This window comes from Micromonospora sp. NPDC048040 (genome assembly GCF_055587185.1).
The window spans coordinates 31,902-49,695 of sequence record NZ_JBVJGT010000012.1 but is presented as its reverse complement, the minus strand read 5'-3'; the positions used below and the strand labels follow the sequence as shown (position 1 = coordinate 49,695).

Sequence of the window (17,794 nt, the reverse complement as noted above, 5' to 3'; positions counted from 1 at the left end):
GTCATGCGTCGATCGCCTCGCGGTCGACCCGGTCGGCGGAGTCGATCAGCCAGTTGCGGCGCGGCTCGACCTTCTCCCCCATCAGCAGCTCGAGGATCCGCTCGGCGGCGTCGACGTCGTCGAGGGTGATCCGGCGGACGGCCCGGGTGGCCGGGTTCATCGTGGTCTCCCACAGCTCGTCGGCGTCCATCTCGCCGAGACCCTTGAAGCGCGGGATCGGGGTGACGATCTGCTTGCCGGCCTTCTCCAGCTTGCGGACCGTCGCCTCCATCTCGGCCTGGGTGTAGGTGTAGATCGTCTGCGGGTTGCGCCCCTTCGTGGTGATCTTGTGCAGGGGCGGCATGGCCGCGTAGAGCCGGCCGGCCTCGATCAGCGGCCGCATGTAGCGGGCGAAGAGCGTGATCAGCAGGGTGCGGATGTGCGCGCCGTCCACGTCGGCGTCCGCCATGATCAGCACCCGGCCGTACCGCATCGCCGAGAGGTCGAAGGTGCGGCCGGAGCCGGCGCCGAGCACCTGCACGATGGCGGCGCACTCGGCGTTGTCGAGCACCTGCTGAAGGTTGGCCTTCTGCACGTTGAGGATCTTGCCCCGGATCGGAAGAAGCGCCTGGTATTCGGCAGACCGGGCAAGTCGACCTGTCCCGAGGGCGCTGTCGCCCTCCACGATGAACAACTCGCTGCGCTCGATGCCCGCTGCGCGACAGTCGACCAGCTTGGCCGGCATCGACGCGCCCTCCAGGGCGGTCTTGCGCCGGGCGGCGTCCTTCTGCTGCTTCTGCGTCAGCCGCACCCGGGCCGCGTCGACGATCTTCTGCAGGACCGTGCGCGCCTCGGCCTTGGTCCTCCGGTCCTCCAGCCAGGACTTCAGGTGCTGCTCGACCAGCGACTGCATCACCTTGGTGATGCCGGCCGTGGAGAGCTCGTCCTTGGTCTGCGAGGTGAACTGCGGCTCCGGGATCCGGACGTGGACGACCGCCGTCATGCCCTCCAAGACGTCGTCCAGGGTGGGCGGGTCCTCCTTGGCCTTCAGCAGGCCACGGGTGTTGCGGACCGCGTCGGCGAGGGTGCGCGCCAGGGCCCGCTCGAAGCCCTTGCGGTGGGTGCCGCCGTGGGCGTTGCGGATGGTGTTGGTGAAGCACTCGACGGTGCGCTCGTAGCCGGTGCCCCAGCGGAAGGCCACCTCGACCTCGGCCCGGCGCTGCACGTTGGACTGCATGACCCCGTTGGCGTCGGCGGCGTTCTCCCGGTAGGTGCCCTCGCCGGTGACCAGCAGCGTGCCGGAGACCGGCCGGTCGCCGGCCGGGGCGAGGAACTCCACCATGTCGGTCAGGCCGTTGGGGTAGTGGAAGCGCTCGTCGGTCGGCTCCTCGCCGGTGTGGTCGCGCAGCGTGTAGCTCACGCCGGGGACCAGGAAGGCCGTGTTGCGCAGCTTCATCCGGACGGCGTCCGCGTCCAGCGCGGCGCCGGTCTCGAAGTAGCGCGCATCGTGCCACCAGCGGATCGAGGTGCCGGTGCGCTGGCCGCGCTTCATCGCGCCGACGATCTGGAGCCCGGGGCCCGGGGTGAAGGCCGCCTCGGGGCCGTCACCGTCGAAGATCCCCGGCACGCCGTGCCGGAACGACATCGCGTGGATCTTGCCGCCCCGGCGGACCGTGACGTCGAACCGGCGGGACAGGGCGTTGACCGCCGAGGCGCCCACGCCGTGCAGACCGCCGGAGGTCTTGTAGCCGGAGCCGCCGAACTTGCCGCCGGCGTGCAGCCGGGTCAGCACCAGCTCGACACCGGAGATGCCGGACTTGGCGTGCACGTCGGTGGGGATGCCCCGCCCGTCGTCGTCGACCTGGACGGAGCCGTCGGCGTGCAGCGTCACCTCGACCTTCGAGGCGTGGCCGGCGACGCCCTCGTCGGTGGAGTTGTCGAGGATCTCGTTGACGAGGTGACCCACGCCACGGCTGTCGGTGGAGCCGATGTACATGCCGGGCCGCTTGCGGACGGCGTCCAGCCCCTCGAGGTGCGTGAGGTCGTCGGCCCCGTACAGGGTCTCAGGCTCTGCGGTCAACTGGTCGTACTCCCAGGTCTCGGCGGTGTGGTGCCGCGTCCGACATCGGCGGTCGGCCGGCGCGCCGCAGCGAGCCTAACCGGGAGATGCGACAGGACGACGGCGCCCCGCAGCAAGGCCCGCACCACGTCGTGTGGTGCGGGCCTCGGCGGCGTCGTCGCGTGGTCTGTCCGGATCCGGCGCCCGGCGGCGCCGTGACCGGTTCGCGGGTCAGCCGGCCGCGGGCGGGTCCACCTGGACAACAAGGGAGCCGTACCCGACGTTCCCGGCACTGTCCACGGCCGCCACGTACAGGGTGTTCGTGCCGTACGCCGGGGTGGTCAGCGTCACGGAGACGGTCTTCCCGGGGTAGCCGAGAGTGGTGCCGGCCTCCGCCTCCTCCGTCGGCGGGCTGCTCCACCCGTAGCGGAACATCACCACGTCGGGGTCGGGCGAGCGGAGCTTGTAGGTGTAGAACTGGCCGGGCGGGGCGGGGTTGGTGACCGGGTCGACGGTCACCGTCGGGGGCTGGTCGTCGACGGTGAACTCGCACCACGCCGACCAGGGGCTGAGCAGGCCGTACGGCGCGGGGTCGGTGCTGCGGGCACGCCACGCGTACGCCTTGCCGCCGAGGACGCCGGTCACGGGCGCCGTGGTGGAGCGGGCGCCGGCGGTCACCGCCGAGCCGGCCGGCGGGGTCAGCCGCGGCGTGCTGCTGTCGTAGCTGCCCGAGGCCGGGATCTCCAGCAGTTCGTACGCGGTCTGCAGGGTCTGGCCGGCGTCCTCGTCGGGGAAGACGGCCGACAGGGTCGGCGGGGTCGCGAGGGCGACCCGGTCGCCGGTGACGCAGGCCTGCCCGCCGACCTGGAGAGCGGTCGGCTGGCCGGGCAGGGAGTCGTAGTCGACCACCAGTTTCGCGTTGGCGGGGATGAACTTCTTCCAACGGTCCAGCGTGCTCTCACCGGTCCCCGACGAGTCGCTGCACGCGCAGAAACCGTAGGTGATCGCCGTCATGCCGCTGGTGAGGGCGCTGCTGAGCCCGGCGGTGACGCCGCTGCCGGTGAAGTTGACCGTCATGTCCGGCTGGGGCGAGTCGATGCAGCCGGGGCTCTCGTTGGCGTGCGAACTGGCGGACGCCTGCAGGGTGCTCAGCGTCGGCGCCCACGCCGTGCGGGGGGTGCTGGCGATCCCGGCCGACCGGTACATGTAGGTCGGCGTGCTGCCGCAGGAGAAGGAGTGGTCCAGCCTCATCTGCACGTAGGCGGACTCGATGTGCTTGCCGCGGAGGGCGGAGATGGGGAACTCGAAGTAGGAGCGGTAGATGACGCCGCTCCCCGAGTCCTTGCCGACCCGGGCGGCGGTGAGGTCGCTGTTGGTGGAGTTGTTGTTCGTGGCGTACGCCCAGCGGGACGCGCCCGCGGACCAGGCCGGGTCGATGTAGACCGGGAAGCTGGCCCTGGCCGGGTCGAGCAGGGCCGGCGTGGGGCGCAGCACCAGGTCGCCCGCGGCGTCGATCGCGGTGGCGACCGGAGCCGTCCGGGCCCCCGCGCCGGGGCCGGCGGCGGAGGACTTCCCCGCGACCGACCGGCCGGTGGCGGAGGTCGTGGTCGAGTCCCACATCTCGGCCGGCGCGCTGCGTGCCACCTCGGCCGCCCCGGCGAGCGCCCGCAGCGAGCCGTCGGCGTCGCGCCGGACCCGCACGTCGCCGCCGAGGTCGAAGCGGATCTCCCGCAGGGCCGGGTTCGCGGCCGCCTGCGGGGTCTTCACCGTGAGCACATGGGTGAAGCCGGTGTGGGTGGCCCGGAGCACCAGGTCCACCCCGGGCAGCACCTCGGGGTAGGTCGCGGCGTCCCCGCTGACCACCGGCGCGGGCAGTTCGCCGGGCCAGGACAGGGTCAGGGACTTGCCGCCGCTGGTCAGCGTGGTGGCCGGGCCGCGACCGCCGGCCGAGAACCGCACGTCGGCCGGGGAGACCGCCGGACGGAACCCGCCCGCGCCGTCGCGGCGCAGGGCGAGGTCGACGTCGGCCCAGGACCCGTCGGTCTGACGCACCCGCTGCGGGACGGCAGCGGTCTCGGCGACGAAGCCGCCGGAGGGCTTGGCGAAGACCTGGGTCAACTCGGTGCGGGCGGAGAGGACCTCCACCCGCTGGCCGGTCCGCTCGGCCGCCGCGGCGGCCCGCGCGGCCTCGGTGGCCGCGCCCGTACCGGCGGCGGCCGGCGGCGCGGCCGACACGGGCGGGGCCAGCACGGTGGCGCCGAGCGCCGCCGCGAGCCCGCCGGCCATCAGGCGGCGTACGGATCGTTTCTGGACCTGGACAGCGTGCATCGAGCGGCCGACGGCCACCGCAACCCCCGTGGAAGTAGAAAGCCGGACGCCGGAACTGTAGAGACGCACTTCGACCGGTGTCCATAGCCGTCACATCCTGTGAGCACAAGCGGGACATAGACCGTCAGGACAGACCCCGGGCCGCCCGACGATCGACGCTCCGTCATGGGCACCCGATGCCCGGTGGCCGCCGGGACGCGGTGTGGTCGACGCCGGGAGGGGCTGCCACCAGACGGAAACGGACCGGGCGGGTGCGTCCCGCATCGGACCATTCCATGCCGAGCCATTGACGTCCGTCGTGCCGGGGTGATGGGATCGCGGCCGAGAGGATCTTTCACATTTCGATGTACAGATGGAGGACGTCATGTCCAGGTTCCGTCGTACGACTCTCGCGGCGGCGCTCGCCGTCGCCGCCGCCGCACTGTCGACCGCCGTCGGGCTGCCCGCCCCGGCCGCGGCGGCGCCACCCACCGCCGCGGTCGCCCTCGGCGACAGCTTCATCAGCGGCGAGGGCGCCGGCGCGTACACCCCCGTCGTCGACGTCACCGGGGTCGCCCAGGGCTTCCCGGGTTGGACCGCGCCCAACAGCAACGCGTTCTTCTGTCACCGCTCGGCGAACGCCTCGCTGCACCGGGCGAGCCTGCCGGGCATCCAGGACCGGTTCAACCTCGCGTGTTCCGGCGGCCAGCCGCACGACATCGCCACCGCCTCGTCGGCCCGGACCGGCGGCCGGCAGGTGGCCGCCCAGCTCGACCAGCTCCGCGCGGTCGGCCGGACCCACGACATCGACCTGGTGCTGCTCGGCCTCGGCTCGAACAACAGCTCGTTCACCTTCGGCGACGTCGCCGAGAAGTGCGCCAACCGGTTCATCGCCGACGCCTGGACCGGCTGGTGGGAATTCTGGGCCTACCTGGGCGGGCCGGTCGAGCAGGAGCCCTGCACGGACGCCGACCTGGCCACCGCCGCCCAGTGGAGCGCCGCGACCGCCGAGACCACCTCGGCCGTACGCCAACTGCTCACCACGTTGCGCGAGATCGACGCCGACGGCCAGCACCGGATCGTCTTCCAGGACTACACCAACCCGCTGCCGTTCGACCTGGAGCCGAGTTTCCACAGCGAGGACAGCCGGGACGACACCCGGGACAAGTTCCGCGCGCTGGGTGCCGAGCGGTACGCGGCCGGCTGCCCGATCCACCGGGCCAGCCTGCTGCCGGGGCACCGCTTCTCGCAGGGCCTGGGCACCCTGGTGAGGTCCACCCGCGACGCCCTGGCCGCCGAGTTCCCCGGCGCGGACCTGGTCCACCTCAACGTGCAGCGGGCCTTCGACGGCGCCCGGCTCTGCGAGTCGGGGGCCAGCCCGACCGGGGCGCTGGCCACCCCGATCCGTCTCCAGGACAGCCCGCCGAACGGCGTATTCGTCACCAGCCTCGCCGGCAAGGACAAGATCGCCATCCAGCGGATCGCGAACACCTGCGTGAGCTACTTCCAGACCTGCCAGGAGTCGTGGCACCCGAACGCCGCCGGCCACCAGGTGCTCGGGCAGTGCCTGACCGGCGCGGCCGCCACCGGCGCCCGCTCCGTGGCCTGCGTCCGCGCCGCCGACGGCTCCGTCACCGTGTCCTGACCCCGACCGCGTCCCGGAACCCCGCGCCGCCCGGCGCGGGGTTCCGCCGCGTCTACGCCCGGATCAGTCACGTCCCGGGGCGGAGCGGGCGCGGGGCAGACCGAGGGCGAGCAGCACCGGACCGGTCGGCCCGTCGACGAGGCCGCCGAGGGTCACCCCGTCCAGCACGGCGAGGAAGGCGTCACGGGCCCGCCGCAGCTCGTCCCGGAGCCGGCAGGCCGCGCGCAGCGAGCAGGCCGGCTCGTCGCAGGACACCACCTCGTCGTCGCCCTCGAACGCCCGGACCACCCGCCCGACCGTGGTCTCGTGGCCGCCCTCGGCGAAGGCGACCCCGCCGGAGCGGCCCCGGATCGTGACCAGCACGCCGAGCCGCTGCAACCGCTGCACCACCTTCGCCACGTGGTTGCGGGGCAGCGCCAGCTGGTCGGCCAGCTCGTCCACGGTCATCCGCCGTGGGTTCGCGGCGGTGAGCATGGCGATCCGCAGTGCCATGTCGGTGGACCGGTTGAGCTTCACGTCCCGACCCTAGCCAGCGCCGACCCGCCCCACCACGGGGCGACGGACGCGATCTGTGATCCACCCGACCCCTGACCCGGGACCTTCGGCCCTAAAGAGGTATCTGGAATGCCTGTTTTGCTGGCGGGGTCCGAGCGGTTCAGCGCAGAAGGAGACAAGTCGTGCTCTCGGAGTCCTCAACAGCAGTGGTGACGGCGACCCTGCCCGCCGTGCAGGCGCACGGCGAGGCGATCACCGGCCGGTTCTACCAGCGGATGTTCGACGCCCACCCGGAGCTGCTCGACATCTTCAACCGCGGCAACCAGGCGACCGGGGCGCAGAAGGCCGCGCTCGCGGCCTCCGTGGTCGCGTACGCGGAACACCTGACCGGCGGCAGCAACGCGCCGTGGGGCCCGATCCTGGACCGGATCGCGCACAAGCACGCCTCGCTCGGCATCACCCCCGACCAGTACACGATCGTCGGCCGGCACCTGCTCGCCGCCGTCGGCGAGGTGCTCGGCGACGCGGTCACTCCGGAGGTCGCGGCAGCCTGGGACGAGGTGTACTGGCTGCTGGCCTGCGAGCTGATCGCCCGGGAGGCCCGCCTCTACGCCGCGGCGGGGCTCGCCGAGGGCGCGTCGGTCTGGCGGGACTGGCGGGTCACCGGTCGGGTCACCGAGGCGGTGGACGTCGTCTCGTTCACCCTGGTCCCGACCGACGGCGGCCCGGTGCCCGCCTTCGTCCCGGGCCAGTACGCCTCGGTCGCCGTCGACCTCGACGAGGGTCGCGGGCAGCAGATCCGCCAGTACAGCCTCTCCGGCCGGCCGGGGGCCGACCACTGGCGGATCACCGTCAAGCGGGTACGCGGCACCGGCGCCGGCCCCGACGGCATGGTCTCCACCTTCCTGCACGAGCACGTGGCCGAGGGCGACGTCCTCCGGCTCAGCCCGCCCTTCGGCGAGGTCAGCGCCGTGGCCGGGGAAGGCCCGCTGCTGCTGGTCAGCGCCGGCATCGGGCTGACCCCGGCGATGGCCGCCCTGGAGCACCTGGCGGCCACCGAGCCGCACCGCCCGGTGGTGCTGGTGCACGCCGACCGGGCCGGCGCGGCGCACGCGTTCCGCGGCGACCTGCCACGCCTGCACGCCGCGCTGCCCAACCTGCGTACCGCCCTGTGGTACGAGGACGTCACCGACGCCGAACTGGCCGGGCTGGCCGCCGAGGTGGCCGGCGGCCGGGTCGACCCCGCGTTGATCCCGCTCTCCCCCGACGCCCACGTGCACCTCTGCGGGCCGCTGCCGTTCATGAACACCGTCCGGGGTGGCCTGCTGCGGCGGGGGGTGCCGGCGGAGCGGATCGCCTACGAGGTGTTCGGCCCGGGCATGCTCCGCGACGACCGGAACTGACCCTCCGCGACCGACCGGACACCGGTGGTGCGGCGGTTCGCCCCACCGCCGGCCGGGTCCGTGCCGCCGGCCGGGCGGCCCGCCGAGAACTCGGCGGGCCGGCGGTTAGGCGACCAGGCCGGGGGTAGGGGACTCCGCATGCGGGTGCGACGGGCTCGCGGGGCGCGCAGCGTCCGCGGCGCTACCCGTTCCCCGACGACCGGGCCGGCCGATGGAGGAAGACATGCGCATCGCGATGATCTCGGAGCACGCCAGCCCGCTCGCCGTCCTCGGGGAGGCCGGCGGGCGGCACACGCGGGTGGCGGAGCAGGCCGCCGCGCTGGTGCGCGAGGGGCACGACGTCCGCGTCTACACCCGTCGGGAGTCCACCGCCCAGCCCGAAACCGTGTCCACTCCGGACGGCTACCAGGTGTGCCACGTGCCGGCCGGGCCGGCGCTGCGGTTGCCCGGACGGGAGCTGATGCCGCACCTGGGTGAGTTCGGGCGCTGGCTGGCCGGTCAGTGGCGCGACGGCGACTGGACGCCGGACGTGGCGCACGCCCATCACTGGATGAGCGGCCTGGCCACCCTGCACGCCGGCCGACGCACCGGGGTCCCGGTGGTGCTGACGTACCACTCGCTCGGCACCGTCGAGCGGCGGCAGCAGGGCGCCCGGGACACCAGTCCACCAGGCCGGATCGGCTACGAGCGGGCCCTGGGCCGGGCCGCCGACCGGATCGTCGTGCAGTGCCAGGACGAGATCGGCGAACTGGTCCGCCTCGGCGTGCCCCGGTCCCGGATGGTGCTGGTCCCCTGCGGGGTCGACCAGCAGGTCTTCCGCCCCGACGGGCCCGTAGCCCCGCGTGACCCGACCCGTCCGCGGATCGTCACCGTCGGCCGGATGGTGGAACGCAAGGGCCTCCAGGACGTCGTCCGGGCCCTGCCGGCCGTGCCCGACGCGGAGTGCGTGGTGGTCGGCGGCCCGCCGGCGCGGTTGCTCCCCACGGACGGCTTCGCCCGCCGGCTCCGGGCGCTCGCCGAGTCCTGCGGGGTGGCCGACCGGGTGAAGCTGGTCGGCGCGGTGCCCCGCACGGAGTTGGCCGGCTGGTACCGCTCGGCGGACCTCGTGGTGGCCGCCCCCTGGTACGAGCCGGTCGGGCTGGCCCCGCTCGAGGCCATGGCCTGCGGCGTGCCCGTCGTCGGCTCGAATGTCGGCGGCATCGCCGACACGGTCGTCCACGGCCTCACCGGCGACCTCGTGCCGCCCCGGGACCCCCGGGCGTTGGGCACCGCGATCCGCCGGCTGCTCGCCGACAAGGTCCGCCGCTTCGCGTACGCCACGGCGGCGCTGGACCGGGTCCGCAGCCGGTACTCGTGGAAGCGCTGCGCCGAGCAGTTGAGCGCGGTCTACGCCTCGGTCAGCACGGTCGGCCGGACCGCCCCGGCCCTGGCCTGACGGCCGGCGGCGACGCGGGTGATCCCCACCACCCCTCGGTTACCCGCCGGTAGCCTCGGGCCGTAGCCTGGGGCGATGAACGCGACGGGGGAATACCGGCAGGAGTTCGTCGAGGTCGACGGGGCCCGGATCGGGTTGCAGGTCTACCCCGAGCCGGACGGCGTCGCCGACGCGCCGCTGGTGTTGGTCTCGCCCGCGATGGGGGTGCGCGCACGCTACTACCGGCCGTTCGCCGCCGAGCTGCGCGCCGCCGGCCTCGCCGTGGCGGTGGCCGACCTGCGGGGCACCGGGGAGAGCACGCCGGCGCCGAGCCGCGCCTGTCGCTACGGCTACGCGGAACTCGCCGCCGACGTGGGCGCCGTGCTGGCGGCGCTCAAGGCCCGGCGGGACGGGCGGAAGACGGTGCTGCTCGGGCACTCCCTCGGCGGGCAGACCGCGCTGCTGCACCTCGCCCTGCACGGCGACCACGACGTCGACGGGCTGGCCCTGGTCGCCGTCGGCATGCCCTGGTGGCGCAGCTACCCGGGCCTGCGCGGGTACGGCGTCCTGCCGTACACCCAGGGGATCGCGGCGACGGCCCGGCTGCTCGGCGTCTGGCCCGGCTGGGGCTTCGGCGGCCGGCAGGCGCGCGGGGTGATCCGGGACTGGGCGCACACCGCGCGGACCGGCCGCTTCCCGCGCCTGGGCGGGGTGGACGCCGAGGCGGCCGTCCGGGAGCTGCGCAGCCCCGTGCTCGCGGTCAGCGTCGACGACGACCAGTACACGCCGCACGAGACGCTCGACCACCTCTGCGCGAAGCTGGCCGCGGCGCCCGTAGTGCGCGAGCGCTACACCGCGGCGCAGGCCGGCGCCCGGATGGACCACTTCACCTGGGTACGCGCCGCCGCGCCGCTGGCGGCCCGGGTGGCTCGCTTCGCCGCGGACCTGCCGGCCCGCTGAGGCGTCCTCGGTCGACGGCGGCGCACCACGGTCGGGTCGGTCCCGCCGACGTCACGCCCGCACGCCTCCCCGGGCGGCGTGCCGCGTGCCCGCCGCCCGGGGTCCGGTCACTCGTCGGTCTCGACGGGCACCATCTCGCCGTCCCGCTCGACGCGGGTCTCGCCGCGCTCGGGTGGCGGCGGCACCTGGGACGTCGTCTTGCGCGGATCGTTGCCCGGGTGCATCAGCACCGCGTCGGTGGAGGCGGTCTTCTCCCGGCTCTCGTCGGGCTGCGACATCCTCTTCCCCTCTCGCTCGGATCGTCCGTCCCGCGATCTACCCGCACCGGCCCCGCCGACTCCTCCCGGCCGCGCCCCGTCGCCGGCGCGACCGCCGTACCCGCCGCCGCCCGGCCGGGTCCGCGCCGCGGCGCGGGCGGCGACGCGACCGGTTCCCGGTCTTCCCCGGTATCCGCGTGACCGCGCCCTATCGGCGGGTGACGGACGGGCATAGCCGACCGGGCGGCGGGTATGCCGCAGCGCCCGACACGGTGGAAGGGGATCAGATGTCCGAACGGCACACCGCACTGCGCTCGATGCACGATCTGGGCCTGGCGGCCTGGTTCGGGGGCTCCCTGATGGGAGCGTTCGGCGTCAACGGCGCGGCGGCACAGATGAACGACTCGACCCAGCGGTTGCCGATGGCCTCGGCCGGCTGGGCCCGGTGGACGCCGGTGAACGCCGCCGCGATCGGGGCCCACCTCGCGGGCGCCGTCGGCGAACTGGTGACGGAGAGCCCCCGGATGGCGGCGCAATCGGGAGTCGCCCGGGTCAGCACCCTGAAGACCGCGCTGACGGTCGGCGCGCTGGCGGTGACCGGCTACAGCCGGTTGCTCGGCATGAAGCTGGAGAAGGCCGGCGGCCCGTCGGTCGAGGGGGTCACCGAACCCAATTCGCAGACGCCGTCGAACGTGGCGTCCTGCCAGCGGAAGATGCGGATGCTCCAGTGGGCGGTGCCCGCGCTGACGGGGGCGCTCATCGTGGTGACCGCGTACATGGGCGAGCAGCAGAAGCCCGGCGAGGTGTTCCGGGGGATGCTCGGACGCGCGGGCGGGCTGCCGAAGGGGATGGGCGCGGTGATGGCGATGGGCGCGGCGGCCAAGAAGAAGCGGATGGCGATGGCCGGTCGCTGACCGGGCGACGTGCCCACCGGCCGGCGTCCCGCCGACTCCTCGGCGGCGGGACGCCGCTCCGCGTCCGGAGCCGGGCGGGGCGAGTCCGCCCCGCACGACCCCGCCGGGGGCGCCGGCGCAGGCATGACCGGCCCCGGGACGGGCAATCGGAGCCGGTAGCGGCGGACCCGACCAGCGAGGTGACCATGGCGACAGGAGACGGACGCAGCGGGGGCAGGCGCACACCGGAGTCGGTCACCCCGTGGGTGACCAGGGACGGCTTCGACGCGGAACCGCCCTGGGGCACCGGCGAGCACGACCCGATGGACGAGGGCAGTGAGGAGACCGCCGTGCCGGAGGGCCGGCGCGGGGACCGCCGCGCCGGCGAGCCGGCGGGGCCGACCGGGAAGGGGGGCCGGCACGGATTCGGGCCGGTCGAGCCGACCCGTACGCTGCCGGCCGGACCCGGCGCGCCCCCGGACCCGGCGCCGTCCCGGCGGTCCTTCCCCGACGCCGCCGACGTCGAGGAGCGGACGGAGGACGCGCTACGGACCAGGGGCCGGCGCTCCTGAGCGACGTGGGCGGCGGCGCGGTACGTCCCGGCCGCCCCCGGCCTCGGGGCGCGGCCCGGTCAGGCCCCGGGTCCCGCCGCGCAGCAGCCGGAGCTGACCGATCTCGGCGGCGTTCTTCATCAACTCGGCGTTGACCCAGCCGAGCATGTGCGTCAAGCCACGCGACGGTCGGCTCGCCCGCGCCCGGCCACTCCACGTCGGCGCGCTGTCGTGGCGGCTGCCCCCGGAGGTGGTCCGTGGCGACCGTCCACCACCAGCCGATGTGCCAGGTCAGCCAGCCGATCGTCGGGACCGGAACCGGGTCGGGTTCGGTGTCGGCCCAGTCGGGCGTCCAGCCGCCGTCGGGGCCGCGACGCACCGTCCAGCAGTGCCCGGCCGGCTCCCAGAGGAAGTCCGCCGGGTCGAGGCGCTCGAGGTGGTATTCGAACAGCGACCACGTCAGGTCGAACTGCCAGCGCAAGAGCGCGCGAGAGGGTGCCGCCACCCGGCGATCATGCCGGCCCTCGCGCGGCCCGGTCGACGGAATTTGTCCGGCTGGGCCGGCCCACACGGGCCGCACGCCCGCCGTCAGGAGGGCGACGCCGCTCCCGCCCGCGCCGGGCGGCCCCGCCCCACCGGTTCGACGCCCAGCAGTTCGGCCAGCCGCTCCGCGTCGCGCTGGGCCTGGTCGCCGCAGCAGTTGTTGAACAGCACGTGCAGCTCGCCGGCCTGCCCGGCCAGCTCGGTCAGCAGCTCCGACCAGCGGCGCAGTTCCTCGTCGCCGTACGCGTAGCGGAACCTCTCCTGCTTGTCCCCCGTCCCCCAGGCGCTGCTGTGCCCATGGAAGCGGACGAGCGCCAGCTCCGCCGTGGCGAACAGGATGGGCGGCACCGACGAGGGGTGCCCCTGCGGCATGTCCACGCAGACGAACGACAGGTCGCGCTCCCGCAGGAAACCGAGCGTGTCCAGCGCCGCCGTGCCGTCGAACCAGGACCCGTGGCGCAGCTCGACGGCGACCCGCCACGGCCGGCAGCGCTCGGCCAGCTCGGCGATGCGCCGCTCGGCGGCGGCGCCGCGGGCCAGCCACGGCGGGAACTGGAGCAGGACCACACCGAGCCGGTCGGCCGCCGCGATCGGGTCGAGCGCCGCCCGGAACCGGTCCCACAGCTCGTCGTACGCGGTCGCCGGCAGGTCCCGGCGCCGGATCCGGCTCGGGCCGCCGGCCGGGCGCAGGTCGCGGGGCAGCGCCGCCACCGGGGTCGGGTGGCCGGTGAAGAGGCTGAACGCCTTGACGTCGAAGGTGAAGCCCTCCGGCGTGGCGTCGACCCACCCCTGCGTCGTCTCGGGCACGGGCACGGCGTAGTAGGAGGTGTCGACCTCGACCAGGGGAAACCGCCCGGCGTAGAAGCCGAGCCGGCCGGCCGGGGTGTTCGCCGCGCGCGGGTACCACCCCGAGCGCAGCAGCATCTGGTCCGCCCAGGACGACGTGCCCACCTTGATGACACCCATGTGATTCAGTGGATCGCGGATCGGACGAATCGGCAACCGCTGGCGGAAAACCGGCACGGCGGGACGCGGTTCTGTCGGTGGCCGGCCCTATCGTGAGTCCGTTCGGACGTCCGTGAAGAGGGGTGGCGGGATGACCACGACAGAGCAGCTGACCGGTGAGCGGGCCGACCTGTTGGAGACGCTGCGCCTGCACCGCGGCTTCCTCCGGCAGACCGTCGTGGGGCTCACCGACGAGCAGGCCGCGACCCGCAGCACGGTCAGCGAGCTGTGCCCGGGCGGCCTGATCAAGCACGTGACGCAGGTCGAGCACCGGTGGATGCGGTTCGCCGTCGGCGGCGCCGAGGCGATGAACAGTGATCCCGTCGACTGGGCCGGCCAGTTCCGCATGCTCGACGGCGAGACCCTCGCCGGGCTGCTCGCCGACTACGACCGGGTGGCCGCCGCGACGGACGAGTTGATCGCCACGCACGACCTCGACGCCGCCCACCCGTTGCCACAGGCCCCCTGGTTCGAGTCTGGCGCGAGCTGGACGGTCCGCCGCGTCCTGCTGCACCTGATCGCCGAGACCGCCCAGCACGCGGGGCACGCCGACATCCTCCGCGAGGCCATCGACGGCGCCAAGACCATGGGTTGACGCCCCCGCGCGGCCCCGCCCCGCCCCGTCTCCCGGCCCGGTGTTTGTCGGACGTCACACTCACCCCGTGTGACGTCCCGGCATCCGGCGGCGCTGAGGGACACGAGATGAAAGCACATCGGATGGACCAGGAGACTGTCGATCGACTGCTCGGCGGTCCGGTCGTCGACCCGCGGGACGCTCCGCAACCTGTCGCGTCGCTCCTGACGGCGGTCCGTGCCGCACCCCGCGCGGCTGAGCTCGCCGGCGAGGACGCCGCGGTACGGGCGTACCGGCTGGCGCGGGCCGGCACCCCCGTCGGCAGTCCCGAGCGGAGTCGTCGGGGCCGCGCCCTCGCCGGCTTCGGCGTCCGCGCCGGGCTGGCCGGTGTCGCTCTCGCCGTCACCGGCGGGGTGGCCTTCGCCGCGGCCGGGGGCACCCTGCCCGGACCGCTGCGTGGCCCCGCCCCCACCACCGCCACACCCGCGCCGCCCGCGCCGCCCCCGGCCGTCTCCCCCACCGCGGGTCCCGGCCGGCCGTCCGCGCCGCCCACCACGACTGAGGGTCGGCCCGACCCGAGCGCGTCGGTGGCAGGGCTGTGCCGGGCCTACCGGACGGGCGGCGACGGCCCGGCCCGTGCCCTGGACAAGCCGGCCTTCGACGACCTCGTCCGCGCGGCCGGCGGCCGCGGCAAGGTGGCCGGCTACTGCGACCGCCTGCTGCCCGGCGAGTCGGCGGGCCCCGAGTCGGCGGGCACACCGGTCGACCGGCCCGACGGCACCCCGACCCCCCAGCAGCCCGGGCGACCCACGACATCGCCCTCCGTCCCGGCCGGCCGGCCCCCGGCACCCGGCAACGTCCAGGTCTCGCCCGGCAACATCCGGGTCTCGCCCGGCAACGACCAGGTCTCGCCCGACCACGGTCGCCCCGCACCGGGCAGCGGCGGCAGTCGCTGACCCACGCCATCGCGCCGTGGGCCACGGCGGACCGACGTCTGTCCGCCGGTCACGTGCCCCGGGGCGTCGCCGGGAAGGGGTCGCACGTGACGAACGCGCCGCGCGGGCGGCTCGGCCAACCGGTGGGACGCCGACGCGCACCGGCCGGCGCTCGCCCGGTGCCCCGGAACGGCCCGGCTGATAGCTTGCCCCGATGAGTCTGCGGCGTCGACGCGTGGCGATGGTCTTCCGCGTGGTGATCGTGATCAGCGTGCTGGCCGGGATCGTGCTCACCGCGCTGGGTCCCGCCAGCGTCACCGGCCTGCTGCCGTACTTCACCATCCAGAGCAACCTCGCCGTCGGTCTCCTCGCCGGATACGCCGCCTGGCTGGCCTGGCGGGACCGTCCCGAACCACCGTCGCCGCTCAAGGGCGCGGTCACCCTCTACATCACCATCACCGGCGTGGTCTACCACCTGGTGCTCGCCAACCCCGCCAGCCCGTTCGCGATGCCGCAGCCCGACCGCGCGCTCGGCGAGGCGCTGGGCAACCAGTTCCTGCACACCGTCGTGCCGCTGCTCGCGGTGGCGGACTGGGCGCTGTTCGACCGGCGGGGCCGGCTCCGCCCGCGGTACGCGGCGTGGTGGCTGGCCTTCCCGCTGGGCTACCTCGGTTTCGCGCTGGTCCGTGGGCTGGTGGTCGAGCGGTACCCGTACCCGTTCCTCGACGCCGGGGAGCTGGGCTACGACGGGGTGGGCGTCAGCGCGGTCTTCTTCGCCGTCGCGTTCTGGCTGCTTGGCCTGCTCTTCGTGGGCGTCGACCGGGGCCTGGCCCGCCGTGCCGGACCACCGCCCGCCCCCGCCACGGCCCCGTCCGCGACGGCCGCCCCGGCGCAGCGGCCAGCGGCCGTGTGGGCGGCCGACGGTTCGGAGCAGGCTCCCACCGGCGGGTGAGGCCGACTCACCCGGACGGGGTGAGACGTGCGAGGCGGCCGGCACCGCGCCGCTCGACGTGGCGCGGGCCCTGCGCCGCCGGAAGGCGGGTCGTTTGACCGGGCGCTGAGCGGGCAGGCCGCGGGCGGAGCCGGAAACCGGAGGACAGGAGACGTTCATGCGCGCGCTGCGGTTGCCGAACTGGAAGTCGGAACCCGAGTTGGTCGAGGTCGACGAGCCGGCCCCGGGCCCCGGGCAGGTGGTGGTGAAGATCGGGGCCGCCGGCGCGTGCCACTCCGACCTCCACCTCATGCACGACTTCGAGGCCGGCGCCGTGCCGTGGAACCCGCCGTTCACCCTCGGCCACGAGAACGCCGGCTGGGTGCACGCCCTCGGCGACGGGGTCACCGGGCTGACGATGGGCCAGCCGGTGGCCGTCTACGGCCCGTGGGGCTGCGGCACCTGTGCGCGCTGCCGGGTGGGAATCGACCCGTACTGCGAGAACGTCGCCGAGGCGCCGGTGCCCGGCGGTGGCGGCGGCCTCGGCCTGGACGGCGGCATGGCCGAGTACATGCTGGTGCCGCACGCCCGGCACGTGGTGCCGCTGCCCGAGGGGCTCGATCCGGTGCTGGCGGCGCCACTGACCGACGCGGGCCTCACCCCGTACCACGCGATCCGCCGCTCCTGGCAGAAGCTCGGGCCGACCAGCACCGCCGTCGTGATCGGCGTCGGTGGGCTCGGCCACGTCGGCGTGCAGATCCTCAAGGCCACGACCGCGGCCCGGGTGATCGCGGTGGACACCCGCGAGGAGGCGCTGAAGCTCGGCGAGGAGTGCGGCGCGGACCTCACCATGCTCTCCGGCGAGGGCACCGCCCAGGAGATCCGCCGGGCCACCGGCGGCCGGGGCGCCGACGTGGTGCTGGACTTCGTCGGGGCCAGCCCCACCCTCGCGCTCGGCGCCGCCGCCGCCCGCACCGTCGGCGACCTCACCATCGTCGGCATCGGCGGCGGCACGCTGCCGGTGAGCTACTTCGGCGTGCCGTACGAGGTGAGCATCCAGACCACGTACTGGGGCAGCCGGCCGGAGCTCATCGAGGTGCTCGAACTGGGCGCCCGGGGCATGGTGAAGCCGAAGGCCAGCACCTTCCGGCTCGACGAGGCGGTCGTCGCGTACCGGAAGATGGCCGACGGCACGCTGGAGGGCCGGGCCGTCGTCGTGCCGTGACCACCGCGACCCTAGAGTGATCATGTGGTCGCGGCGCTGGAGCTCTACCTGGACACCGACGCCACCCGGCGGATCCGGGTGCTCTGGGACGCGCTGGAGACCGAGGGCGTGCAGAGCATGCGGTCGCTGCTGGAGCAGCGCCACCGGCCGCACGTCTCGCTCGCCGTCGCGCCCCGCTTCGACCCGGAGCGGGTCGCGGCGGCGCTGCGCGGCACGGTGGTGGCCGCGCCGCTGCGGTTGAGTTTCCAGCACGCCGGTCAGTTCGTCGGGCGGGTGCTCTGGCTGGGCCCGACCCCCACCGCCGAGTTGCTCGCGCACCACGCCGAGGTGCACGGCCGGCTGGCCGAGGCCGGCATCGGGCTGGTCGAGCACTACCAGCCGGGGCGCTGGGTGCCGCACTGCACGCTGTCGATGCGGGTGCCGAACGCGCTGATGGCCGCCGCCGTGCGCCGCTGCCTGGAGGTGCTGCCGCTGGAGGCGACCGTGGTCGGCGCGGCCCTCACCGACCACGCCCGGGGCATCTCGGTCCCGCTGCCGTAGCGGCTGGGACCGGTTGACCGCCGGCGCGCCGCGCCGAGCCCGCCGGTGCGCCACCCCGCCAGGCCCTCGCCGGAACGC

At 74.7% G+C, this 17,794-nt stretch carries 17 protein-coding genes and 1 pseudogene; 11 read left to right on the top strand and 7 right to left on the bottom strand.

The genetic code is table 11. The features are described 5' to 3' along the window. Position 1: 1 nt before the first annotated feature. Together ACZ6O2_RS14945 and ACZ6O2_RS14940 are read right to left on the bottom strand one after the other, a co-directional pair. On the bottom strand, positions 2-2,059 hold the full coding sequence (locus tag ACZ6O2_RS14945; protein WP_466023217.1) for a DNA gyrase/topoisomerase IV subunit B: 2,058 nt from the start codon (positions 2,057-2,059) through the stop codon (positions 2-4). Between the two features lie 210 nt (positions 2,060-2,269). After that, complete coding sequence (locus ACZ6O2_RS14940; RefSeq protein WP_466023216.1) at positions 2,270-4,366, bottom strand: hypothetical protein; 2,097 nt, start codon at positions 4,364-4,366, stop codon at positions 2,270-2,272. Positions 4,367-4,730: 364 nt separating this feature from the next. Here ACZ6O2_RS14940 and ACZ6O2_RS14935 point away from each other — a divergent pair, with 364 nt between their 5' ends. Beyond that, positions 4,731-5,990, top strand: a complete 1,260-nt coding sequence (locus ACZ6O2_RS14935; protein WP_350706576.1) for an SGNH/GDSL hydrolase family protein — start codon at positions 4,731-4,733, stop codon at positions 5,988-5,990. 63 nt (positions 5,991-6,053) lie between these two features. Here the strand turns inward: ACZ6O2_RS14935 and ACZ6O2_RS14930 are convergent, their stop codons facing one another. After that, entirely contained in the window at positions 6,054-6,506 is a 453-nt protein-coding gene (locus ACZ6O2_RS14930; RefSeq protein WP_466023215.1) for an RrF2 family transcriptional regulator, read from the bottom strand. Positions 6,507-6,607: 101 nt separating this feature from the next. Here ACZ6O2_RS14930 and ACZ6O2_RS14925 point away from each other — a divergent pair, with 101 nt between their 5' ends. The 3 genes from ACZ6O2_RS14925 (at position 6,608) to ACZ6O2_RS14915 (ending at position 10,262) form a co-directional block, all read left to right on the top strand. After that, positions 6,608-7,888 (top strand): globin domain-containing protein, encoded by a 1,281-nt coding sequence (locus ACZ6O2_RS14925; RefSeq protein WP_466023275.1) that lies wholly within the window; start codon positions 6,608-6,610, stop codon positions 7,886-7,888. Between the two features lie 223 nt (positions 7,889-8,111). Continuing rightward, positions 8,112-9,323 (top strand): glycosyltransferase, encoded by a 1,212-nt coding sequence (locus tag ACZ6O2_RS14920; protein ID WP_466023214.1) that lies wholly within the window; start codon positions 8,112-8,114, stop codon positions 9,321-9,323. 75 nt (positions 9,324-9,398) lie between these two features. Continuing rightward, the gene (locus tag ACZ6O2_RS14915; protein ID WP_466023213.1) at positions 9,399-10,262 is read left to right on the top strand and encodes an alpha/beta hydrolase family protein; all 864 of its coding nucleotides are present in this window, start codon (positions 9,399-9,401) and stop codon (positions 10,260-10,262) included. Positions 10,263-10,369: 107 nt separating this feature from the next. Here the strand turns inward: ACZ6O2_RS14915 and ACZ6O2_RS14910 are convergent, their stop codons facing one another. Continuing rightward, positions 10,370-10,540, bottom strand: coding sequence for a hypothetical protein (locus ACZ6O2_RS14910; RefSeq protein WP_350706584.1), 171 nt, complete (start codon positions 10,538-10,540; stop codon positions 10,370-10,372). Between the two features lie 266 nt (positions 10,541-10,806). Here ACZ6O2_RS14910 and ACZ6O2_RS14905 point away from each other — a divergent pair, with 266 nt between their 5' ends. After that, entirely contained in the window at positions 10,807-11,433 is a 627-nt protein-coding gene (locus tag ACZ6O2_RS14905) for a hypothetical protein (protein WP_350706586.1), read from the top strand. 185 nt (positions 11,434-11,618) lie between these two features. Next, complete coding sequence (locus tag ACZ6O2_RS14900; protein WP_466023212.1) at positions 11,619-11,984, top strand: hypothetical protein; 366 nt, start codon at positions 11,619-11,621, stop codon at positions 11,982-11,984. On the opposite strand, the gene ACZ6O2_RS14895 is transcribed toward ACZ6O2_RS14900, so the two are convergent. The 3 genes and pseudogenes from ACZ6O2_RS14895 to ACZ6O2_RS14885 all read right to left on the bottom strand — a co-directional run bounded on the left by ACZ6O2_RS14895 (position 11,958) and on the right by ACZ6O2_RS14885 (position 13,472). Next, on the bottom strand, positions 11,958-12,140 hold the full coding sequence (locus ACZ6O2_RS14895) for a hypothetical protein (protein WP_466023211.1): 183 nt from the start codon (positions 12,138-12,140) through the stop codon (positions 11,958-11,960). The two genes, ACZ6O2_RS14900 and ACZ6O2_RS14895, sit on opposite strands and share 27 nt — an antisense overlap. Before the next feature lie 19 nt (positions 12,141-12,159). Then, positions 12,160-12,468: pseudogene (locus tag ACZ6O2_RS14890) on the bottom strand (DinB family protein); the annotation flags it as partial. An 83-nt stretch (positions 12,469-12,551) separates the two neighbouring features. Then, positions 12,552-13,472: a DUF72 domain-containing protein gene (locus tag ACZ6O2_RS14885; protein ID WP_466023210.1), complete on the bottom strand. Its 921-nt coding sequence runs from the start codon at positions 13,470-13,472 to the stop codon at positions 12,552-12,554. 130 nt (positions 13,473-13,602) lie between these two features. Here ACZ6O2_RS14885 and ACZ6O2_RS14880 point away from each other — a divergent pair, with 130 nt between their 5' ends. From ACZ6O2_RS14880 to ACZ6O2_RS14860, 5 genes are all read left to right on the top strand, one after another. Beyond that, positions 13,603-14,106, top strand: coding sequence for a DinB family protein (locus ACZ6O2_RS14880; RefSeq protein ID WP_466023209.1), 504 nt, complete (start codon positions 13,603-13,605; stop codon positions 14,104-14,106). A 122-nt stretch (positions 14,107-14,228) separates the two neighbouring features. After that, on the top strand, positions 14,229-15,041 hold the full coding sequence (locus ACZ6O2_RS14875) for a hypothetical protein (RefSeq protein ID WP_466023208.1): 813 nt from the start codon (positions 14,229-14,231) through the stop codon (positions 15,039-15,041). 193 nt (positions 15,042-15,234) lie between these two features. Then, positions 15,235-15,972 carry a Pr6Pr family membrane protein gene (locus ACZ6O2_RS14870; protein ID WP_466023207.1) on the top strand — a complete coding sequence of 246 codons (738 nt, stop codon included), beginning with the start codon at positions 15,235-15,237 and terminating at the stop codon, positions 15,970-15,972. A 157-nt stretch (positions 15,973-16,129) separates the two neighbouring features. Beyond that, complete coding sequence (locus ACZ6O2_RS14865) at positions 16,130-17,176, top strand: NAD(P)-dependent alcohol dehydrogenase (RefSeq protein ID WP_466023206.1); 1,047 nt, start codon at positions 16,130-16,132, stop codon at positions 17,174-17,176. Between the two features lie 24 nt (positions 17,177-17,200). Further along, positions 17,201-17,716 (top strand): 2'-5' RNA ligase family protein, encoded by a 516-nt coding sequence (locus ACZ6O2_RS14860; protein ID WP_350706601.1) that lies wholly within the window; start codon positions 17,201-17,203, stop codon positions 17,714-17,716. The last annotated feature ends 78 nt before the right edge of the window (positions 17,717-17,794 follow it).